The sequence below is a fragment of the Arthrobacter sp. TMN-49 genome, from assembly GCF_054511095.1.
In genome coordinates this window covers 1-21,321 of record NZ_JBTNDH010000041.1, presented here as the reverse complement: position 1 = coordinate 21,321, position 21,321 = coordinate 1, and the positions used below count along the sequence as shown (strand labels likewise).

The following is a 21,321-nucleotide window of genomic DNA, read 5'->3' as shown; positions in this document are numbered from 1 at the left end:
ACACATGGCAGGCAATCAACCACATCACGACGGTTCAGCACTTTATGTGCGGGGCGAAGGCGTCCTGGGGGAACGCTGCACACTGCGGATGCGTATTCCGCAGTCGTGGGGTGCTGCCTCCCGGGTCTGGGTGCGTAACGTTCAGGACGCCGAACCTCGCTACGACCAGGCAAAGATGCTGGGAACTGCTGACGGCTGGGTTTGGTGGGAGGCGTCCATCCTTGCCGTCAATCCCGTGGCCCTGTACAGATTCGTCATTGAAGTCCCCGGCGATGAGGGGGCCAACTACTGGCACCTGAACAACGCCGGCCTGCACAACAGGGACACCTCCGACTACAACGACTTCCGTGTCACCACGGCCAGGGACGCACCGCAATGGTCCCGCGACGCAGTCATGTACCAAGTGTTCCCCGACCGTTTCGCCAAGTCGGCGGCCGCAGTGCAGCAACCCACCCCCGAGTGGGCCGTTGGCTGTGACTGGCAGACTCCCGTGCAGGGCACGGGCCCGGATGCGGCCAGGCAGTTCTACGGTGGCGACCTGGCCGGCGTCACCGAGAGGCTGGACCACCTCGCAGCGCTGGGTGTGGACATTGTGTATCTGACACCCTTCTTTGCCGGCCGTTCCAACCACCGCTATGACGCGGCGACCTTCCACGCGGTGGATCCACTCCTGGGCGGGGATCAGGCGTTGATTGACCTGGTGACGGCCGCCCATGCCCGGGGCATGAAAGTCATGGGAGACCTGACAGCCAATCACACCGGTGACGCGCATGAGTGGTTCACGCGTGCGCAGGCAGATCCGCAGTCCGTGGAAGCCAGCTACTTTTACTTCAACGAAGACCACAGCGACTACGAGTGCTGGTGGGGTGTGAAATCGTTGCCGAAGCTCAATTGGGGCTCTGCGGCGTTGCGTGAGGCTTTTGTCACCGGCGAGGATTCCGTGGTGGCCCACTGGCTCAAGGCGCCGTTCCATTTGGACGGGTGGCGCATCGACGTGGGCAATATGACGGGCCGGCTCGGGGCTGTGGACATGAACGGTGAAGTTGCCGCGCTGATCCAGGCGCGAATCCTTGAGCTCAATCCCCAGGCCCTGCTGTTGGGTGAGGAAACCTCCGACGCCGGAGCCGACGTCGACGGTTTCGGCTGGCAGGGCGCCATGACGTATTCGAACTTCACCCGGCCCATGTGGCAATGGTTCGCCGATCCCGCCGCACGGGTGGACTTCTTCGGAACCCCCCTGCCCGGGCCGAACAAGGTGGACGCCGACGTGGTCCTTGCCACCCACAAGGATCTTTCCAGCGCCTTCAGCTGGCCGGTGCGCAACGCCACCATGAACGCCCTGAACACGCATGACACGGCGCGTGCCGCCAGTGTCATGATCCCGGGCGGCCCCGTGGTTGCCGCGGCGCTGTCCATGCTCCTGCCGGGTATCCCCGTCATTTTTGCCGGTGACGAGTTTGGTCTGGAGGGTGACAGGGGGGAGTCCGCACGGACACCCATGCCGTGGAACGAGCCCGCACGGATTGTGACGGATCTGCGGGCAGCGTACACATCCTTGGCCGCCTTGCGCCATGAAAGCCCCGCCGTGGCGGACGGTGGCATGCGTTGGCTGATGGGCGACGGCGATGTGCTGGCCTTCGTGCGCGAGTCGCCGGAGGAGTCCTTGCTGGTGATTGCCGCCCGCGCCGATGTTGTGGGGTTGAACTTTGCGGACCTGGGTCTTGACCTGCCCGGCTGCGAGGCGCTAAAAGTAGCCCCAGCATTCCATGTGGGCGAGTACAAGGTGGCACAGGACCTGGCCCTGACTGGGCCGGGGGCGTACGTCTGGCGCCTGCCCGGGGTGAGCGTCCCGGCGTCGTCCTAGCAATGCTGACACCGTGTGTGCTCCTCTAGACTGGGAGGAGCACACACGGGCATTGAGGGAAGGGTCTGCGCAGCCATGGCGGAACAGGAAACACAGCTAAATCAGGCGTTCTTGCAATCACTGCGGGAAGCGTTGCGAGCGGACCAGATCAGTGTGTCGGCGGCTGATCTGCAGACGTTCGCCACGGATCAAGGCCCCGTCACCGACTACCACGAGCCGTTGGCAGTGGTCTGGGCCGAGACCATTGCCCAGGTGCAGGCGGTGGTCAGGGCTGCCGGTGCCCACGGTGTTCCGCTGGTGACCCGCGGCGCAGGCACGGGAGTCTCCGGCGGCGCTCATGCGACGGCCGGCGCGGTGGTGCTGAACCTGACCCGGATGAACAAGATTCTTGAAATCAACGCGGCCGATGAGATCGCCCGGGTGGAGCCCGGTGTGATCAATGGCGACCTCAACACAGCTGTTGCCGAGTTTGGCCTCATGTTCGCCCCCGACCCGGCCAGTTTCAAGATCTCCACGGTGGGTGGCAACATCGCCACGAACGCTGGTGGCCTGCGCTGCGCGAAATACGGTGTCACCCGCGACGCCGTCTTGTCCCTTGATGTGGTGATGGCTGACGGTTCATTGATCCACACGGGCCACAGGACGTTCAAGGGCGTGGCCGGCTACGACCTGACGAGTTTGCTGGTGGGCTCGGAGGGCACCTTGGGCATTGTGGTGGGCGCAACGGTGCGGCTGAAGTACCTGCCCACCATTGTGCGCACTCTTGCCGTCTTCTTCCCCGATGTGCAGGCCGCCGCGGCAGGGGTGCTGGCGTTGGGCGCTGCCCGCGTGCAACCGTGCATCCTGGAGTTGCTGGACGGGCCCTCGCTGCAAGAACTGGACATGCGCCACGGCAGCAATCTCGCCACGCGGGGGACGGCGTTGTTGCTGATCCAGTTCGACGGGTTGGCGGCAGAGCAGGAACAGGCGCTCGCCGCCATAGCTTTGGAGGCGCTGGGCGGCAGGGTGAGCCGTGAGGACCCGGCCGAGGCCCAGCGCCTGGTTGATCTGCGGCGCAACAACCGCGGCCTGGATGCTGATGCCGAGAACCGGGTGGGCGAGGATGTGGCAGTGCCGCGCTCCCAGCTGGTGCACTACATCACGGCGTTGGAGGGCATGGCTGTGCGCCATGGGGTGGGCCTGAACGTCATTGCCCACGCCGGCGACGGCAACCTCCACCCCACGTTCTGGGTTCCGGGTTTTGACGAGCTAAGCATTGCGGCCCTCAACGCCGCCTTGGATGAGTCCATTGACAAGGCGCTGGAGTTGGGCGGCACCATCACCGGCGAACACGGCATAGGCCAGTACAAGCTGCGCTGGCTGGCGCTTGAGCAGGCGGGGCCGGTACTGGAGCTGCAGCGGCAGATCAAGGCGCTCTTTGACCCACAGGGGATCCTGAACCCGGGCAAGGCCATAACGGCGCGCGCCTAAAACGCCCCACCACCCGGCCACCGTAGCCGTAGCCGCATCCTCCTCCTCCTCGACGCTCTCGCAGCAATGGTTGCTTTTACGCGAACGTTATCGCAATCCTGCACGGGCACTGCGATAGCGTCGGCGAAAAGTTGACCATTGCTGCGATAGCGTCGGAAGAAGAAGAAGAAGAAGAAGAAGAAGAAGAAGAAGAAGAAGAAGGATGGGCTATTCGAAAGCTGCGTCTGGGAGGACTCCGCCTTCTAGCATCTTAATGGTGGCCGTATCGGTGCTGAGCATGATGGCGTCCTCATCCCTGCGGAAGCGCAAAATGTCGTCCACATAGGACTGCACGGCCTCGGCGAGGGGCACGTTGCGTTCCTCCTCCTGCGACCTGTACCAGCGGTGCTCCAACACCTCATGCACCACCTCGGCGGGTTCCAGCTTGCCGCCCAGTTCGCGCGGGATGGCCCGCACTATGGGCTCAAAGATGGAGCTGACCCACTGGTGGGCGCTGATCTCCTCATCCATGGGCGGGGCGACGTCGTTCCGGAAGGAGTCCATGTCATTGAGCAGGCGACGTGCCTGGTTTTCCTGGGCGTCAATGCCTGTCAGGCGCAACAAGCGGCGCTGGTGGTGCCCAGCGTCGACCACTTTGGGTTGGAGCTGGATGGTGGAGCCGTCGGGGGTGGTCTTGATGGCGTATTCCTCAACATCGAAACCGAGCTCGTTCAGGCGGCGGATGCGGGCGCCCACACGCCACCTGTCCTCGAGTTCGAAGGATTCCTTCTCCGTCAGCTCCGTCCACAAGCGGCGGTAGCTTTCCATGATGAGTTCGCTGGTGGCCACCGGATCCACCTTCTCCTCAATGAGCCCGCCCTCGAGCAGGTCCATGAGTTCACCGGCAATGTTGACCCGGGCAATTTCCAGATCGTACTCGCGCTGCCCCGTGGACAGGTCCGGGTACAGCTCGCCGGTCTCGGCATCCACCAGGTACGCGGCAAAGGCGCCGGCGTCGCGGCGGAACAAGGTGTTGGAGAGGGAAACGTCGCCCCAGTAAAAGCCCACCAGGTGCAGGCGCACCAGCAGCAGTGCCTGCGCGTCGATGAGGCGGGTCAGGGTGTCCCGGCGCAGCTTCTGCGAGAACAAGGCGCGGTAGGGCAGGGAGAACTTCAGGTGCCGGGTGACCAACACGGGGTCTAGAGGTGCGCCGCCGGGGGTGGTGCGGCCGCTGATGACGGCAACCGGCTCAACGCAGGGCACGTCCAGGCGGGCCAGTTTGCGCAGCATATGGTATTCGTGCCGGGCCACATGTTCGGAGGTTTCCTTGATGGCTATGACGGAACCGTCCAGGTGGGCGAAACGGACCACATGGCGGGAGATGCCGCGCGGCAGTGCCGCCAGATTGGCTGTGGGCCATTCCTCGAGTTTGATGTGCCACGGCAGATCCAACAGGCCCGGGTCGGCGCTGGCAGCTGTGATGTTCAGCGACCCCATCACGGCCGCGGGCGGCGCGCTTTGCCGGGGCAACTTGCCAATCTGCTCAAAGTCCGTCGGCTCGTGGTTCCATTTGGCGCCTGGTTGCTCAGTCATAATACAAATTCTCTCTTAAAAGGTGAAGCGCGGCTGCCTGCTGGAAAAGTCCAACAAGCAGCCGCGCTCTAATACACGCGTTAGTCGCGGGTTACAGCCTTGTCGCCCAAACGCAGGCCGGAGGTTGCATCGAAGAGGTGCACGTGGCCAACCTGGGGGCGGACGTGGATGGTGTCGCCCTTCAACGGTGGGCGGCGACCGTCAACACGGACCACCATGTCGCGCTCGTTGCCATCGATAATGGCGTGGCCGTAAACGTAAGCATCGGCACCAAGCTCTTCGACGACGTCGGCCTCAACAGCCAAGCCCTCACCGGCACCAACCAGCTCGAGGTCTTCGGGACGGACACCAACGGTGACGGTGTTGCCTGCCGCCTCGCCCAAGACGCTGCTCTGCACGGGGTAAATGGAGCCACCGAACTTCACACCGCCGTCAACAACGGGCAGTTCCAGCAGATTCATGGCGGGGGAGCCGATGAAGCCGGCAACGAAAACGTTCTGCGGTGCATCGTAGAGGTTGCGCGGTGTGTCAACCTGCATCAGCAGGCCGTCCTTGAGGACTGCAACGCGGTCACCCATGGTCATGGCCTCAACCTGGTCGTGGGTCACGTAAACGGTGGTGACGCCCAGGCGGCGGGTCAAGGAAGCAATCTGGGTACGGGTCTGTACACGCAGCTTGGCGTCAAGGTTGGAGAGGGGCTCATCCATGAGGAACACCTGCGGGTTACGCACAATGGCGCGACCCATGGCAACACGCTGACGCTGACCACCGGAGAGGGCCTTCGGCTTGCGGTCAAGGTAGGCCTCAAGGTCAAGGAGCTTTGCGGCTTCCTTGACGCGCTTGGCGCGCTCTTCCTTGGGGATGCCGGCAATCTTCAGGGCGAAGCCCATGTTGTCTGCAACGCTCATGTGCGGGTACAGCGCGTAGTTCTGGAAGACCATGGCGATGTCGCGGTCCTTGGGCGGAACGTCTGTGACGTCGCGGTCCCCGATCAGGATGCGGCCGGCGTTGACGTCTTCCAGACCTGCCAGCATGCGCAAGGAGGTGGACTTACCGCAACCGGAAGGACCAACCAAAACCAAGAACTCGCCATCGGCGATGTCAATGTTCAGTTTGTCCACGGCGGGCTTGGTGGTGCCCGGGTAAATGCGGGTTGCGTTATCAAAAGTTACTGTAGCCACAGTAGTAATTCCCTTCATCGGCAGGTACGTGCCGAACGATCCTCAAGTGAATGGTTGATTGCCGTGCATCAGGCCGCAGCTGCCTGGGGCAGTGCGGGCTAACTTATGAAGTATGACACATTTACCCTATGACCAACATCACTTTGGGTGATTGTCACACTTTTTCTCACATAATTGCCTACCACACGTGAACTACAGCACGAGTCGCAGCTGGTCCGCGGGCCCACGGCCGCGGTGCATGAAAGGTGCTTGTCAGGGCTGGGGCGGGCCGCTCTGGGCGCGGGCGTCCACCAGGAGCTCAAGTACTGCCGGCAGTTCAACTGGCGACGCGATGCGGAACTCGGCGTGGGTGCTGCCATCGCCCACCTTGATGCCCACGTCTCCCGGGAGCAGCACCTCGAATCCGTGTTCGTCCGTCACGTCGTCACCGACAAAGAAGGTTCCCGTTGCCTGGGTGAATGCCCGCAGCGTGGCCAGGCCCTCACCCTTGTTGGCCGAGACAACAGAAATCTCCAGCACCATCTTGCCGCTGGTGATGGTGAAATCCGGGTTGGGTGCCAATGTGGCGCTCACTAGTTCGACGGCGGCCCGCCCGTCAGTCTCGCTGGCTAGTCTGTAGTGCAGCACCACGCCTGCTGGTTTCTGTTCGGCGTGCGTGCCGGGGTACAGCGCGACAGCCCGCGCAACAACTGCGCGCGCCTCAAGTAGGGCAGTGTATTGGCGACCGGAGGGTTTTAGCTCAGCCGAGCTAGGACCGAGGTAGACCTCTGCCCCATGGCTGCCCACCAACAGTGTTGCAGCCGGAGGCGTGGCGACCACACGCAAACTGGCCAGGGCCCGCCCCGACACAAGCGCCGTCGTCGTACCTTCCAAGGCGGCCAAGGCTGCCAGGGCGGCTGCGGCACGGGGGAGGGGACGGGCGTCCTCGGCACGGTCAACGATGGGGGCCAGGGTGCCGTCAAAGTCCAGGGCCACCAGCAGGTGAGGTGTTTGTGCCAACGCGATGACTGCTGTGCGAAGTTCCGCCGGTAGTTCAGCCGTCATCGCGGACCGCCTTCTGCGCCAGGGTGTTCAGGAAGTCCTCGCTCCAGCGTTGGACGTCGTGGGAGAGGATTTGCTTGCGCATGACCCGCATGCGGCGCATGGACTCGGTCCGCGGCAGGTTGATGGCCCGCACGATGGTGGATTTGAGCCCGTCGATGTCGTGCGGGTTAACAAGGAGTGCTTGTTTGAGCTGATCGGCGGCACCGGTGAATTCGCTCAATACCAGGGCGCCAGTGTTGCTGGTGCGGGCGGCCACGTACTCCTTGGCCACCAGGTTCATCCCGTCGCGCAGGGCGGTGACCAGCATGACGTCGGCGGCAAGGTAGAGAGCCACCATTTCTTCGACGGGGTAGCTGTGATGCAGGTAGCGGATGGCGGTGTTTTGGATGGTGTCGAACTGGCCGTTGATCCGGCCCACCATGCCCTCAACATCTTCACGCAACTGCTTGTAGGTTTCCACGCGCTCGCGGCTGGGGCTGGCCACCTGAATCAGGGAGGCGTCCTCCACCTTGACCACGTCGTCGAGGAGCAGCTCGCCATAGGCCTTGAGCCGGTGCGTGATGCCCTTGGTGTAGTCGAGCCTGTCCACGCCCAGCAGGATGGTTTTCGGGTTGCCCAGATCCTCCCTGATTTGGCGGGAGCGGGCAATGATGTCGGGGCGGGCCGCGAGTTCCTGAATTCGGCCCACATCGATGGAGATGGGGAAGGGTTCCGCCCGGGCGATGTGGCTGATGTGGCCGTCGGCGCCCCTGACGTGGACTTGTTTGGCCTGGACGCCGGCGCCCAGGAAGCGCCTGGCTGAGCGCAGGAAGTTGGCTGTGTCATTGGGGCGTTGGAAGCCTATGAGGTCTGCGCCCAGCAACCCTTCCAGGATGGCCTTCCGCCACGGCATTTGGGCGAAGATCTCGGGGGAGGGGAAGGGGATGTGGTTGAAGAACCCGATGCGAAGATCGGGGCGGAGGGCGCGCAGGAATTGCGGCACCAGCTGCAGCTGGTAGTCCTGCACCCAGACTGTGGCGTTGGGGGCGGCAGCCTTGGCTGCGGCGTTGGCGAACCGTTGGTTCACGAGTTGGTAGGAGTCCCACCAGGTTCGGTGAAACTCCGGAGGCGCAATGACGTCGTGATAGAGCGGCCACAACGTGGAATTGGAGAATCCTTCGTAGTACAGCTCCACCTCATCGCTGGATAGCGGTACGGGGATCAAGTCCATGGATTCGTGGTGGAAAGGCTCCAGTATTTCGTCGGCGGCACCGTGCCAACCCACCCAGGCGCCGTCGCGTGTTGCCATCACTGGCGCCAGGGCTGTGACTAGGCCGCCGGGCGCGCGTCTCCATCCGGCGTCGGAATCTTCAGTGGAAATCCTGTCCACCGGCAAGCGGTTGGAGACCACTATGAAGTCAGAACCGCCCTGGTGGAGCGGCTGTTTCGCCGGCGTACTGTCAGGCATCTGTTGCTCCCGTGGTTGTGACTAGGGTTTGTGTCAGCTTAGCCGGTTGGCCCCGTGCACTGCGGGAGGAGTGGTAAATTGTGCGGCCCTGTTACCTTGAGAGCGTTCTCCAAGGTTTCTCACCTAGGATAATCAAGAACACGCCGAAGTACGGCACTTTTCTGTGCCCAAAGACTTGAGGAACTATGAGCCCTAAAAATGATCCACGGTTGTCCAAGGCTGAGCGCACAGCTCAAGCTCGCGAGCAGGCAAAGACTATTCGTGATGCCCAGCTGAAGAAGGAAAAGCGCAAAGGCTGGCTGATACGTGGTGGCGTTTTGGTGGCCGCCGTGGCCATTGTTGTCATCATTGTGCTGGTAATTTTTCAGACCAATAAGGCCAACGAGCCTGTGGCGTCGAGCGGTCCGGTGCCGGCGAACATGAACTCCCACGGTGGCATCACCCTCGGCAAGGACGGCGCTGTTATCAAGCCGACGACCACCGAAACCACTGTGAATATTGATGACCTGGGCGCGCCTCCCACGGCTGCGCCGAAGAAGGCTTTTGACCTGGAAAAGATTGGCATCCGCGCCACGGGCGCCGGCAAGCCGATCCAGACTGTTATCTACCTAGACTTCATGTGCCCGTTCTGTGGCGATTTTGAGAAGAAGTTTGGCCCGGAGCTCAAGAGCCTGGCCAGCGAAGGCAAGGTGACTGTTGAGTACCGTTCACTGGGCTTCCTGGACCGATTCTCCGCCGGCACCAACTACTCCTCACGCGCAGGCGCTGCCGCAGCCTGTGTCGCCGATACATCACCTGAAAAGTTCCAGGCGTTCTTGGATATCTTGTTCGTCAACCAGCCTGCCGAAAACAGCAAGGGCCTGGATAACGCCGCGCTGAAGGCGTACGCCACCGAGGTGGGGGCTAAGGACATTAGTTCCTGCGTCGATGGCAAGAACTTCCGTCCGTTCGTGGCCAACACGACCGAGCTGGCCTCTGTTCACGGCGTCACGGGGACGCCCACGGTGTTCATGGACGGCGTGCAGTGGCAGTCGCCGCAAAGCTTTGACGACTTCCTAGCCAAGACCTTGGCAGCCAAGAAGTAGTCTTTCTTTCCCGTAGAAACCGGCTTTCCACCGCACTATTTTGCGGAGGGAAGCCGGTTTTTAGTTTTGGCGACTCCTAGGGTAGCCTTGTCTAGCGCTTGATTGCGTTTGCCTCCTTAGCTCAGCTGGCCAGAGCACCGCTCTTGTAAAGCGGGGGTCATCAGTTCGAATCTGATAGGGGGCCCCACGAGTTTTGGAGGGCCAAAAAGCCCGGATTTACGGGGTTTTTCGCAGTGGCGGGGTGGGTTTTCACCCCGTCATTTCGCATTTAAAGGGCGATGGCGTTCGAACATAACGGTCGTCGGTTCGAAGGTGCAGTTTAGGGTGGGGTGGTGGCCCCTGACCTGCGGTTTTGCTGTGGAAGCCATGACTCTGTGGTGCACCGTATTGAACGGACTCATTAAAAACTCATTAGATTCGGCCGGGTCTTCGCCGGCTGACTCTTCAGAGATAGCCTCTGGTGTTTACTGGCCGCCGCGAGCAGTGTCATCGATAGAATTGCGGTGCCCGCTCTGTTGTAAGCGGTCCTGAATTCTAGGTAGGACGAACTCACATGACAAAAACGACTGATTCATTTGCAGGCCGAGGCAGTATTGCTGGTTCCTCAGGCGACGGAGGCGTTGAGTATCGTCGAGGTGTGGTCGCCTATGCCGTGGCTTGTGGTCTCTCAGGCAATCCGTTGGAAGGTTTTGGCATTGCAGATGCTGACGCGCAGGTGGTGTCAGTCGCTATCGAGACAGAAGATGCCCTTGACGACATTAAAGTCAGTTTTAAGTCTGGGTGGACGGCACTCATCCAAGCCAAACGCACGCTCAAGAAGGGAACGTCGTTTAATAAGGCGGTAGCCCAGTGGATAGAGGCAGCTCAAAGCTCTGCAGTGCCTGAAAATTGTCGGCTTGTAATCGTGGGTGGGAACCTGAGCGGAACCATACGAGACATACAGCAAGTACTCAGGCGCCAGCAGCTAGATTTGCCTGGGCCCCCCACGAAGGGCGAGTCAGAGGCGTTCTCTTACCTCGACGGCCTTCTAGAAGCCCTTACGCCTGAGCAGAAGCATACAATCTTCAATCGCGGCGTCATATGTGAACTGGCAGTCGAGGAGACCTACCACCACGGGGCACAGGTGGCTATACAGTACATACGGCCGTTGGTCGGTGATGGCACAGCCGCGGCAGGACGAGAAGCTTGGAAGGCCCTCATATCAGCAGCTGGTCATGTGGCACGGCTTCGAGGTGGATACCTCTTAGAAGGTTGGCTAGAGGAGCTGCGGGGCGCTGGCGTGGACGTCTCTTCCAGCGGCCAGTCCCCAGCGGCTGAAATTGAGCGCATTAACGCTGCGATCGGGCGATACAAGCAGCGTCTGGTTCGGTTAGGGTCATTTCTTGATCTTCGCGGCCTTGGCGCTCAGCTGCCTCCGCTGCTGTTGGAAGAGTCTGATGCCGACGTGCAAGTTGGCACCGGTCTAGAAGAGTCAAGCTCTGACGCGTCTCTCGTCTGGGCATTCTTACGCCGTGGACGTGTCATTTTGACAGGGCTTCCCGGCGGGGGAAAGACAACTGCGATACGCATACTTGCGGCTCAGCTTTGCAATTTACCAGGTGCCCCATTGCCTCTCTGCGTCTCCCTCAAAGAGGTGGACGCATTGGGGAATGCTGGTAGTTTTCAGGACAGACTACTGAACATAGCCGTTCGGGATTCCGCCTTCGCAGATAGAAGTCTGATCCGAGCAGAGTTAGAAAAACGCTTGACGTTAGGTGGGATTGTACTCCTACTTGACTCACTTGATGAGACATACGACAGGAGGCCCATGGTCGTAAGTCAAATTGATGAGATGATGGCGGATGTCTCTTCTGATGTGGACGCACTGTTGTCTACCCGTGATGTCGCGTACGGGCATGCGGCAACCCTTGGATGGCAGCCGCTCAGGTTGTGCGCCCCCAAGCAAAGCAAACGAATCGTGCAGGCGATACTCCGGCATTCAGAATTACAACGAGCTTGCAGTGTCAATTCCGGTGACACAGCCGATTGGGTGAAAGAAAGAGTGGCCTGGGTCCAAAAGGCGCTTGCCAAGGATCCAACACTTACTGAAACACCTCTACTGCCAGTTTTGCTCGCATTGCTGGCTGGTGAGAAGGACCTAGACACGCTGCCTATTGGCCGTGCCCGTGTGCTTGCCGAAGTTGTTCGCGAAGCAGTTTCGAGGCACGAACTCACTAGATACGAGGAGAGCCCAATAGGCCCGCTTGGCCCGTCGTACTTAGGGACGGCAGCGATGCACGCGTTCGCCGTGGAAGCATCAGCAATTCTGGAGGCAAATGGGTCCATCAAATTTGTCGTGTTGCTTCCCATCGTTGCTAGAGAGGTTGGCGCCCATTGGGATTTTGGCGGAGGGACCGCCGAAGTGGCTGCTCGTGATGCAATTCGCTTCTTCGATGAAAATGGGATCTTCGTAAAGTCTGGCGCGTCAGAAACAATTGCCGCTAGAGTTTCCCTATTTGCAGAGATAGGGGATGCTCTTTGCGCAATAACGGATATTGAGAATATAAACGATTGGGTGCATGCACGCATATGTTCCGGCCAGTTTGAGCCATTGATTCTTGCCGCGGGATTAAACTCGGGTGCAGCAGAGGCCCTTGGCGCAATTGCCGGTCAGAGCGGCGAGCGAGCTGTGCTTTATGCTGCCGTACGGGCTTATCGGGAAGGGGCAGAAATGGGCCTGTCCACTGTGAGATCAATTTCTGATCGGCTCATCGAAGATCTTCTTACAGCGGATCCTTTGGCTTGGGAAAGCTGGGCTCAATTACTCCACTTGCCGATTACCCCGGACATTCGACTTGATATCGAAGCCGCGGTTCGCTCGTACGATCGGCAGAGGCAGAGGCAGAAGCTCGTGCGGGCACAATTGGATCTCAAATTCTACACCCGGAGAGAACTGCAGAATGAGCCACAATCTTTGTTGGAATTTCTATCAATAGAAAGTCTCCCGCGCCTCCCTGTAGAGAAGAAATCCGGAAAATTTCAACTTAGAGATTTATTGGTTGACCGAGAACTGCATCAAGTTCAGGTTGCTGCGGCACAAATATTGACCGGCGTAGTTCCGTCAGCAACCGGATTAGTGCTCCAGCGGGCGAAACAGGGACCTCACGGTTTGAGGGATGAGTTACGGGACATTTTGGTTAAAGCCGGCCTGCAGTCCGAGGCAGAAGAGGCAGAGGGGAGCCCGCGGGACTGGACAAAGTTCGATCTATTCCGCGACCTTGGCAGGGATTCTGAATTAGTGATGCTGCGATTCCTTGCTAGTCGCCAAGCCGCGGAACTGACCTACCCGCAGCAAGTCCGCGTCGATGAGCTGGCCGACTTGTTGGAGACGCTCAGCATGAATGACGCAAGTAGTTTGTCAATTTTTCAGAAAGTTGACGATATTCCGGACGTCATAAACCTCACCGAATCACTATTTGAGTTCGACTCCAAAGTAATTGCCGCTCAGGCTCAGCTTACAATCGACCGCATGGAAGCGGTCGAGAGCTCGGATCCATATTACGCACTTTTCGACAACGCTCAAGGTCGGCAAGAGCCTAACTGGTCTAACATTGCCGATGTCGACGCAGCCGTCGAACTCCTCCGGAAGATGATGAAATGGGGGAAGGTGCACGCTTGGTTCGTCGCTGGGGCATTGTGGGATGTGCCCATAGCAGAGAAAGCAGCGTTGATGCTCCGGGAGCTTCTCCCTGAACTAGTCAGCAGCCCGGAACATCTTAGAATAGGGGCTCACACTCTGTGTAGCAACGTTGACGGTCCAGAGCCGCAATCGTGGATTGGAAGTACGGATCCAGTGCTCAGGATCGTTGCAGCAGATTTATGTTCCAGCTCTGACGATGGACATCTGACAGGCCAGCATCGGCTCCTTCTGCATGACCCTGACGGCAACGTGCGGTTGGCAGCAATAAACAGCGCAGCCAAACATTGCAAGAGTGACTTACTGGCCATCCTTGTCACTGAGAAAAATCAAGCTTCACCAGAATGGATGTGTCTGTCATGTAGGACAAGCAATCCTCCGGGCTCCCAAAGTTGCACAAAAGACGGTTGCTTCCGTTCCGCGCCAAGGGTGCTCGAACGGATCAACGATCTACTAAAAGACGGCCATGACAGTGACTAATCCGGGCGTCGACCGCGAAACCCGATGCAGGAATTAGGGAATAAAGGAAGGACCCGCCGATGTAACGGGTCCTTCCTGAATTCAATTGTCTGAAGGGGAGGCCGAAGCTCACTAGTCCATCAGCTCTTACATCCATACTACGTTGGCCTATGCCTTACGCAACCTCAGGACCGTCACCAAGCCTGGCTGCGATGCAGGCAGTGCTATCCGCTCCGATGCTTTCAACATACCGCGCCGCAGCCAACAATGATTCCGACTCGGCTGCGAAGTTCGGGGCACAATAGGACAATGAATCCATTGACTCCACATGAAGTCGAGCAGCTCGTATCCCTCCGTATTGCCCTTGAAGATGCACTGTCACGTGCCAAGGGTGCAAGCAAGTATCGGCGGGGTGCCGCAATCGTTGCCTTGGATGCAACTGTCGAGCGAGCCAGCTCCATGGTTGCCGTCACCCGCGGGGTTCCGGTTCCCTCAAACGGGAAACTTGACGATCTTGTTAGTCGCCTGGTTCAAGACTTCGGACCCGCTTGGAGACCGACCGTTCTCCCTGACATTAAGCATTTGCGCCGCGCCCGAAACGCATCGCAGCATGAAGGGCTGGAACCGGACAGTGAGCAGGTTCCGCTCTGGGCGAGTGCTGCGGACACGTACGTGTCGGGTCTTGTCGCAGCTCAGTTCGGAATGGACATTCGGCGGATGGTACTGTCAGACGCGATCAGAGACGCGGATCTTCGTGAGTATCTGCGGGAGGCAGAGAGATCAAGGGGTCTGGGGGACTATCGTTCCTGCGTCGACAAGTCTAAGGCGGCTTATCAGGAGGCGTTGCAAAGGTGGAGCAGACTAGCTGGCAGCCACGCGCATCATCTGTCCCCTAATAGCAGCGAGGTCTTGGACCGAAAAGGCTATGACTATCTAAAGAAGCAATTGGGCAGTGTTCAGGCCGTCTTGAAGTCGGCAGCGTTTGCCCCGAACGCTGCCGAGGCGGAATGGTTTATGGCCGCCATAGGCGAGCGGGGGGACATACTAGACGCGGAGGACGCCGATAGGGTGCTGACATTCGCATTCGAGTGGATCGTAGAATACGAGCGAGCGGCAGAATCTTGGACGCCGAATCGCCGACTTCGGGCGGCAGTCGCGCAGCGAAAAGTACGACTGGAGGATCGGCCTGCCCGCATTAGGGAATGTATGACGGTAGACCTAAGCAACGGAAGAATCCGTGCGGTGTTTCGCGTCGTCGATGTGCCCGATGAGGATGGGTACCGTCTATGGGCACGGACGCTGGGCGAATTGTTGCCTGCTGGCGGCCAGGACCTGTGGTGGACAGTCTTTGACGATGGGACGGTCGAAATGCTGAAGGCCATCGAAGGTCAGGGCGATTTCTCTGCTGATGTTGTCACTCTGGCGTCGGCTCTAGACAAGACACATGTCGCTGTTAGGAAAAAGCTAGAAGCGGCAAACGAACAAAACCGAGTCGTTAAGGAAAAGCGATTAGATTTTGCGGAGAAATTCAAAGCTTTTCGTGGCAATCTTCCGGCCTGGGTTGAGGACATTGAGTGGTCGGAAGACGGCTTCGGTGAAACCAAGGAGCAGCTATTGGTTACGATCCAAGATGAGGTTTTCGGGCTTCGGTTCGGTGAACGGACACCGGACGCCTTCTTTGATGACCGTAATTCTCTCAGAGACATAATTATTGGCCACGAACTGATCCAGCAATGCTACGGGACTCTTGAAGCAAAGAAATTAGGCCTCATGCCGATTCTAAGCGCTGAAAATCTAACAGATGTTTTCAGGCAAGCCGATATAGCGGTTAGTGAACAGCTCAGGATCGAGGAGTGCTTGAAAGTTGAGAGAGAACAAGCAGTCGTTACCGCAAAGGCGAGTATTGCCGCAAAGCTGGCCGAACTTACGTGATTCGCTGGTTCATCCGGGGGTGAGTCTGCTAACTTCACTGCCGACTCGCCCGAGTGAGGAGTGCGCCATGACTCTGCACCTCGCCGGTCACTATTATGTCTGCGCACAGGAAGCTTCAAGCGGATCGAAAGTGAGGCGGTTCCGATGGGTTCGCTTGGTCTGCCGGCATCGGTGGCCATGGAAGGGGTGAACACGGTGTAGGTCCGGCGCTACGTGCCGCAGAAGTCGGGGTCGGTTCATTCTTCGGCTACTGGCGCTTCACATCTCGTCGTTGACGGCACTGGCACGATACCCATCCCAGTCCCGGAGGTGCGATCGCTGTGGCGTGTTCAGCGCTATCACGAAGCGTACTTGTTCTCAATCTCTATGGATGGGACTATCTATGAACTTCACCTAGGTCGACGCCGGGGCCTAGGAGCCAGCCCAGTGGGGAGAGTTAGCGGGGAGATTTTGGGTCGCTACCTCTCCTTGATTTCGAAAGTGGATGGATTTACAACTCATTGATCCAAAGCCGTGGGTGGATGTAACCGACTCATTAGAAACTCATTAAATTGGGCGACAATTGCCGACTCTTCAGTACCATCCATTGTTATGCGCCCCTCACACCGTCAAGCGCCAGAAGCGACTTTTGACAAGTCGAATTGGACGATGGAGGCGACAGCGGGGGTCATCAGTTCGAATCTGATAGGGGGCCCAAAATATGCGGATTGTGCCGCTGGTCGAGCTTGTCGAGACCAAGATTAAGTGGTTTGAATGGCCCCTGATAGGGGCCATTCTTGCTTAACGCACCCTTAACTCATCCTTTAGACGGTGGTCGAGCTTGTCGAGACCCCTCCGGTTCAGCCTCCGGCAGTCGAACCTGCCGAGACTCTTCTGGTGGCTTGAATGCATCAACGACAGACCGCAGATCCAACGCCCCGAGGCATTCTTCAATGTAGTGATCCCGGGTCATGGACACCTTGGAGTGGCCGGCCTGGTGGGTGACTGCTTCGGGGTTCACGCTCCTAGCGATGAGCGTTGCATTGGCTTTCCGGAAAGTCTTCAACGTGACCCAGTAATAGCTAATTGAATCCGAAACTATCCGTCAGAGCTCGCCGACATCGTTGGCATCCAGCATGATACCGGTGGCGGACGGAAAAATCAGGTCCAGCGGGTTGGGCGCACCTGAATCCGTTTGGCGGAGGCGGCGTTCACGAAGCTGCGCCACTAAGAAATCAGGAACCGTGAGGTGGCGAACATCGTGTTTGGCCGTGGGATGCTCTTGGGGCCTGACTCCGTCGGCCGAGGTTCTGGTGACGGCGGTGTGGACGAACATGGTGGGCGGGTTGGCGTCCAGGTCGAGGTCGTCCCACAACAGCGAGAAGTGCTCACCCGGGCGAACACCCAGCGCGACGATGGCGTCCACTGTTTCGTGTAGTTCCTGTGAGCGCGGCCGGCCGAGGGAGCCCAGACGATGAGTCTTGCTCTCAGATCCGGATAGTGCTCTGCGTCGATGGCCTTGGGCTTGGCTCTCCGGGCCCGGGGGATAGATTTCCCAATCACCGGGTTAGCGGTGACCGCGTCATGGCGCAGGGCATCTTGAACATCCAGGACAGGACGGCACCGCAACTCCTGGCGGTGGAGGGGCCGGCGTCCTCAGTAATCCTGCGAATAGAGTGACCAATGACGCCGGAGGTTGCCTCGCCAATCCTATTAGAATCGAGCTTCACGGCGATGGGCATCTTCACTTCTGGCGCCCTGGGAGAGGTTTCCCGCGCTAGCCTCGGCCTTTCATGAGGGTATGACCGTGCGATGTCATTAAAGCCTGAAAGGTGCCTCTGACGTGGGAAAATGTAGTTACTACACAGCATTTTCTACACAGTTTCAGGAGCACCTTGCAGGTGAACTACTTTACCGGTTTTATCCGTCTGTTCGAGTTGATGCCACAGGTGACGGTGTCGTGTCTCAGGGCGGTGGTGCGATCCTGACCTCGATGGTGAAGGGTGCTGGTCTTGGCACTGGTTTATCGGAGGCGTTGGAGCCTTGGCGTAAACCGTTCGCTACCCATGATCCGGGCAAGATCCTCACCGATCTGGCGCTGTCGTTGGCGACGGGTGGGGATTGTGTTTCGGATGTGGATCGGCTCCGTAACCAGCCTGAAGTGTTCGGGCTGGTGGCATCTGATCCTACGATCAGTAGGCTGTTCACCACACTGTCACGAGTAAGACCTGCCAAGGTGTTGGCGGCTATCAACACCGTACGGGCCGCGGCCCGTACGCATGTGTGGGCGCAGGCCGGTGAGAACTCGCCTCTGCACGGTGTCAGTGCCGAGAACCCTTTGGTCATCGACTTGGATGCTTCCCTGCTGAATTCTCACTCTGAGAAGGAAGACGCCCGCCCGACGTGGAAGAAGGGCTTCGGCTTTCACCCCTTGTGTTCCTTCATTGACCACGGAGTTCTGGGCACCGGGGAGCCCCTCGCCACCTTGCTGCGCCCCGGCAACGCTGGTTCCAACACAGCATCGGACCACATCCAGGTGGTGAAGGACTCCGTCAAACAGTTACCCGACGGGTACCGGTCAGGGCGGAAAATCATGATCCGCACGGACTCTGCCGGTGGCACGCCCGGGTTTCTGGATTGGTTGACTGCCAAACACAGGAATTTCTCCTACTCGGTCGGGTTCCCCATCCACGGTGCCGTGGCCGATGTCCTGCCGCTGGTCCCCAAAAGCGGGTGGAGCAAGGCATACGACAGTGACGGCTTTGAGCGCGATGGTGCCTGGGTCGCCGACATCACCGGCATGCTGGATTTGTCCTCCTGGCCACCAGGCATGCGGGTCATTGTTCGCAAGGAAGTCCCGCATGTGGGTGCGCAGCTACGCATCACCGATATCGACGGGATGCGGTACACAGCGATCGCGACGAACCAGAAAAAGGGTCAGCTGGCTACTTTGGAGGTCCGCCACCGGCTCCGTGCGCGGTGTGAAGATAGGATCCGTAACGCCAAGGACACTGGCCTGGCGAACCTACCTTTCCACGCATTCGCTGGCAACGCGCTCTGGTGCCATCTGGTCATGCTCGCCGCCGAGATCATGGCCTGGACCCAAATGATCGGCTTCAAAGATACGAAGGCCAGACGCTGGGAACCCAAGAAACTCCGGGCCCGGTTGTTTGAAATCGGCGGGAAAATCGCCACTCACGCCCGCCAAACAATCTTGCATCTGGCCTCGAGTGCGCCGGACGTGCAGCTACTGCTCAAGGGCATGAAACGTGTTGCGGCACTGAGCCCACCATAAGCGCAGCTGCCACCTATCCGCCACTGATCCAGAAAGCACCCGTATTGCCGTGACCGTCGTGGAACCCGTCACCGACAACCGCCACCAGGCCAGCGGGAAAAATGTCACACCCAAACGCCACAATAAGAACCGTCAGGCAGACAGTCAGCCCTGATCCACCAGAAATCACGCCTCATGAAAGTTCGAGGCTAGGGTACGGGAGTCCGTGGAGGTTGAGCAGTCATACTTGACAGTGAGACTGACGAGAATCGGGCGGTCCAAAATCGGTTCTCAAGCCGCCACAAACCATGGTGGTTGTAGGTTTCATGATTGCCAATGATCGTGTTTTGTGGATAGTCCTGATAGCGACTTATTCGTCAAATCGGATTGGGAACCATTTCGGCCGTTTGTGAAACTTCCGGCGCCACTTGCCGAGCCGTCGTCGAACTTCGGCGGTATCTGATCTGGACGCGTCTATCAGGAGCCATACGTACCACCAGTTCCCTCATCAGGTAGGAGCAACTGCCGATCGAGAAGAGGTCACACTGCAGAATGACGAGACGCCTCCCGCGCATATTCATGGTATTACTATAAGAGCTATAAATCTAGACCGAGACTAAGGAGCATAATGGCTATTTATAGGTCCCCATCCAAGAAGATTCATCGAGGGTTTTTTTATCTCAACGACGAGACGGTAATAAATTCCTTGTCTGCTGTTGAATCAGGGAAAATCGATGAAGTCGTTGCTAAAGTGAACTCTGCTCGTGAAGGAGGGTTTGGTGGCGGCTTGGGGTTTCAAGGGGCTAATATCGAAGGATCTAAGAAATCAACATCTGCATTAGCTGAGGAAATAGTACGTACACGTACCCGTTTTTCTGTTTTTGAATTGTGGTATCAGACACTTGTTGACGGAAAGGCGCTTGGGACATTCCAGGGATGGGGGCCAAAAGCGCTAGAAGGCGTCCAGCCAGGGCATACGGTTGAATTTCGAGCAACCTTAGAGGTTGTGCCAATTCAGACACTATTTAGATTGTATCTCTGGTTTTCGGATAAGGCGAAATCTCAGGGCCATATTTTCAGTCAGAAAGGTGAAGAACTTAAAAGTACTAAGGAAGCGGAACGTAGCATGAAAATGCTCCTCGGAGACAACGATGAGGGAGGCGCAGGTGAGACTATTTTCATCGCGCGCCCCGTAGGCGAAAAAGGCCCCGCGGTGGCAATGCCCATATCGGCCGAGTGGCTTATCGGAAAGACGGGCCGTTTGGGTGGTGAGTATACGGTCGTCGCACAGGTGGACCAGATCTTGACTGACGGCGAAGAGCTTCCGACGCTCAGGCTGACTCACGATGTGTCGGCTACACCTCTGGAGATAAACACTCTCAAAGAATCGGTTGGAGGCTTCGTGGAGCCAGCCAAAGCCATGGGTATGGACGTTTCCGCTGACGACGCCAGCATCACGGGTCCAGCTTTGTGGCTAAACCCAATAGCTATTTTCAGGTAGCGGGGAAGAGTGCGCCCACGGGCTATTCCTCTTGACCTAAAACGGCAATGAAATCCCCTCGCGCACTTCTACTAGGCGTACGACTTCCTTCTGGCCTTGAATTTGGGCGACTTGAAATCAGGCCGTATCCGGTAACGGCAACGAGCTGGTCCCTCTCGCCGCTGCGGTGGGCCACGCTGGTGGCCTAACGGCTGGTGCGTGTTTGGGTGGTCGCCGTCGGCGAAGACTACGGTGGCGTCATCGCCGGTCACAGGGTCCATCCTTGGGCGGTTGATGCCGGTAAGGCCGCTACCCAGCCGCGGGTTTGGGGGAGTGCCGGCTTTAAGTCAGTAGTCGATGGCGCCGCCAGAGGTGAGGGGGACGTCGTCGTCTATTGTGGTTTTCAATAGTTACCTAGCGCCACTGTGAGCGGTGAGACGGGCGACGGAGGTGGCCATCGGGATTCCGCGCAGATCTTCGTGTTCCAGCCGCGGCGGCGGAAGATCTTCGCGGCGGGCCGGTCAAGGGGCCACCGAGGTGATCGTTGAGTTGACGCGTGCGAACAGCCATCTGAATTAGATCCTGCTGATCCGCTCATCGGTCTTCAAGATTCGCGAGACTTCCAGCTTCAGCTCAACACTTTCCGCCTTGTCTTCTGCGAGTTGGCTTAGCTGGTCAAAAAACCCGGTACTCAACTCGTGAAGCGGCATCCGCTGGCCGTCGATGACTCTAGACATGCCCAGGATGGGGCGGTGTCATACCCTCGAAGCAACAAGTTGGTTGAATAGAGGAGTTGCTGGTGGGGCGTAGGGCGTTGTCGTTTTCGGATCGGGCGGACATCGCTGTAGGCATCCTGGC

General features: G+C 58.7%; 12 protein-coding genes, 1 tRNA gene and 1 pseudogene. 8 read left to right on the top strand and 6 right to left on the bottom strand.

All coding sequences use genetic code 11. The features are described 5' to 3' along the window. Positions 1-4 precede the first annotated feature (4 nt). Positions 5-1,864, top strand: a complete 1,860-nt coding sequence (locus ACX80E_RS15120) for a glycoside hydrolase family 13 protein (protein WP_459302853.1) — start codon at positions 5-7, stop codon at positions 1,862-1,864. A 75-nt stretch (positions 1,865-1,939) separates the two neighbouring features. Beyond that, positions 1,940-3,334, top strand: a complete 1,395-nt coding sequence (locus ACX80E_RS15115; protein ID WP_459302852.1) for an FAD-binding oxidoreductase — start codon at positions 1,940-1,942, stop codon at positions 3,332-3,334. A 207-nt stretch (positions 3,335-3,541) separates the two neighbouring features. Here the strand turns inward: ACX80E_RS15115 and ACX80E_RS15110 are convergent, their stop codons facing one another. The 4 genes from ACX80E_RS15110 to ACX80E_RS15095 form a co-directional block, all read right to left on the bottom strand. After that, the gene (locus tag ACX80E_RS15110) at positions 3,542-4,906 is read right to left on the bottom strand and encodes a DUF4032 domain-containing protein (protein ID WP_459302851.1); all 1,365 of its coding nucleotides are present in this window, start codon (positions 4,904-4,906) and stop codon (positions 3,542-3,544) included. An 80-nt stretch (positions 4,907-4,986) separates the two neighbouring features. Beyond that, positions 4,987-6,087, bottom strand: a complete 1,101-nt coding sequence (locus tag ACX80E_RS15105; protein WP_459302850.1) for an ABC transporter ATP-binding protein — start codon at positions 6,085-6,087, stop codon at positions 4,987-4,989. Between the two features lie 252 nt (positions 6,088-6,339). Beyond that, a complete protein-coding gene (otsB, locus tag ACX80E_RS15100; protein ID WP_459302848.1) occupies positions 6,340-7,131 on the bottom strand; it encodes a trehalose-phosphatase in 792 nt (263 codons plus the stop codon). Beyond that, on the bottom strand, positions 7,121-8,578 hold the full coding sequence (locus ACX80E_RS15095) for an alpha,alpha-trehalose-phosphate synthase (UDP-forming) (protein ID WP_459302847.1): 1,458 nt from the start codon (positions 8,576-8,578) through the stop codon (positions 7,121-7,123). The genes otsB and ACX80E_RS15095 overlap by 11 nt, the downstream gene beginning before the upstream one ends. A gap of 185 nt (positions 8,579-8,763) precedes the next feature. On the opposite strand from ACX80E_RS15095, the gene ACX80E_RS15090 reads away from it, so the two are divergent. From ACX80E_RS15090 to ACX80E_RS15075, 4 genes are all read left to right on the top strand, one after another. Further along, a complete protein-coding gene (locus ACX80E_RS15090) occupies positions 8,764-9,663 on the top strand; it encodes a DsbA family protein (RefSeq protein WP_459302845.1) in 900 nt (299 codons plus the stop codon). A gap of 110 nt (positions 9,664-9,773) precedes the next feature. Next, positions 9,774-9,850 (top strand) — tRNA-Thr (locus ACX80E_RS15085). A gap of 366 nt (positions 9,851-10,216) precedes the next feature. Continuing rightward, positions 10,217-13,819, top strand: a complete 3,603-nt coding sequence (locus ACX80E_RS15080; protein ID WP_459302844.1) for an NACHT domain-containing protein — start codon at positions 10,217-10,219, stop codon at positions 13,817-13,819. 288 nt (positions 13,820-14,107) lie between these two features. Then, entirely contained in the window at positions 14,108-15,730 is a 1,623-nt protein-coding gene (locus ACX80E_RS15075; RefSeq protein ID WP_459302843.1) for a hypothetical protein, read from the top strand. 1,084 nt (positions 15,731-16,814) lie between these two features. Here the strand turns inward: ACX80E_RS15075 and ACX80E_RS15070 are convergent. Beyond that, a complete protein-coding gene (locus ACX80E_RS15070; protein ID WP_459302842.1) occupies positions 16,815-17,135 on the bottom strand; it encodes a hypothetical protein in 321 nt (106 codons plus the stop codon). A gap of 495 nt (positions 17,136-17,630) precedes the next feature. On the opposite strand from ACX80E_RS15070, the pseudogene ACX80E_RS15065 reads away from it, so the two are divergent. Together ACX80E_RS15065 and ACX80E_RS15060 are read left to right on the top strand one after the other, a co-directional pair. Further along, positions 17,631-19,004 (top strand): annotated as a pseudogene (locus ACX80E_RS15065) (IS1380 family transposase); the annotation flags it as partial. Between the two features lie 607 nt (positions 19,005-19,611). Continuing rightward, positions 19,612-20,484 carry a DUF6414 family protein gene (locus tag ACX80E_RS15060; RefSeq protein ID WP_459302841.1) on the top strand — a complete coding sequence of 291 codons (873 nt, stop codon included), beginning with the start codon at positions 19,612-19,614 and terminating at the stop codon, positions 20,482-20,484. Positions 20,485-21,038: 554 nt separating this feature from the next. Here ACX80E_RS15060 and ACX80E_RS15055 read toward each other — a convergent pair. After that, on the bottom strand, positions 21,039-21,200 hold the full coding sequence (locus tag ACX80E_RS15055; RefSeq protein WP_459302840.1) for a hypothetical protein: 162 nt from the start codon (positions 21,198-21,200) through the stop codon (positions 21,039-21,041). Between the last annotated feature and the right edge of the window lie 121 nt (positions 21,201-21,321).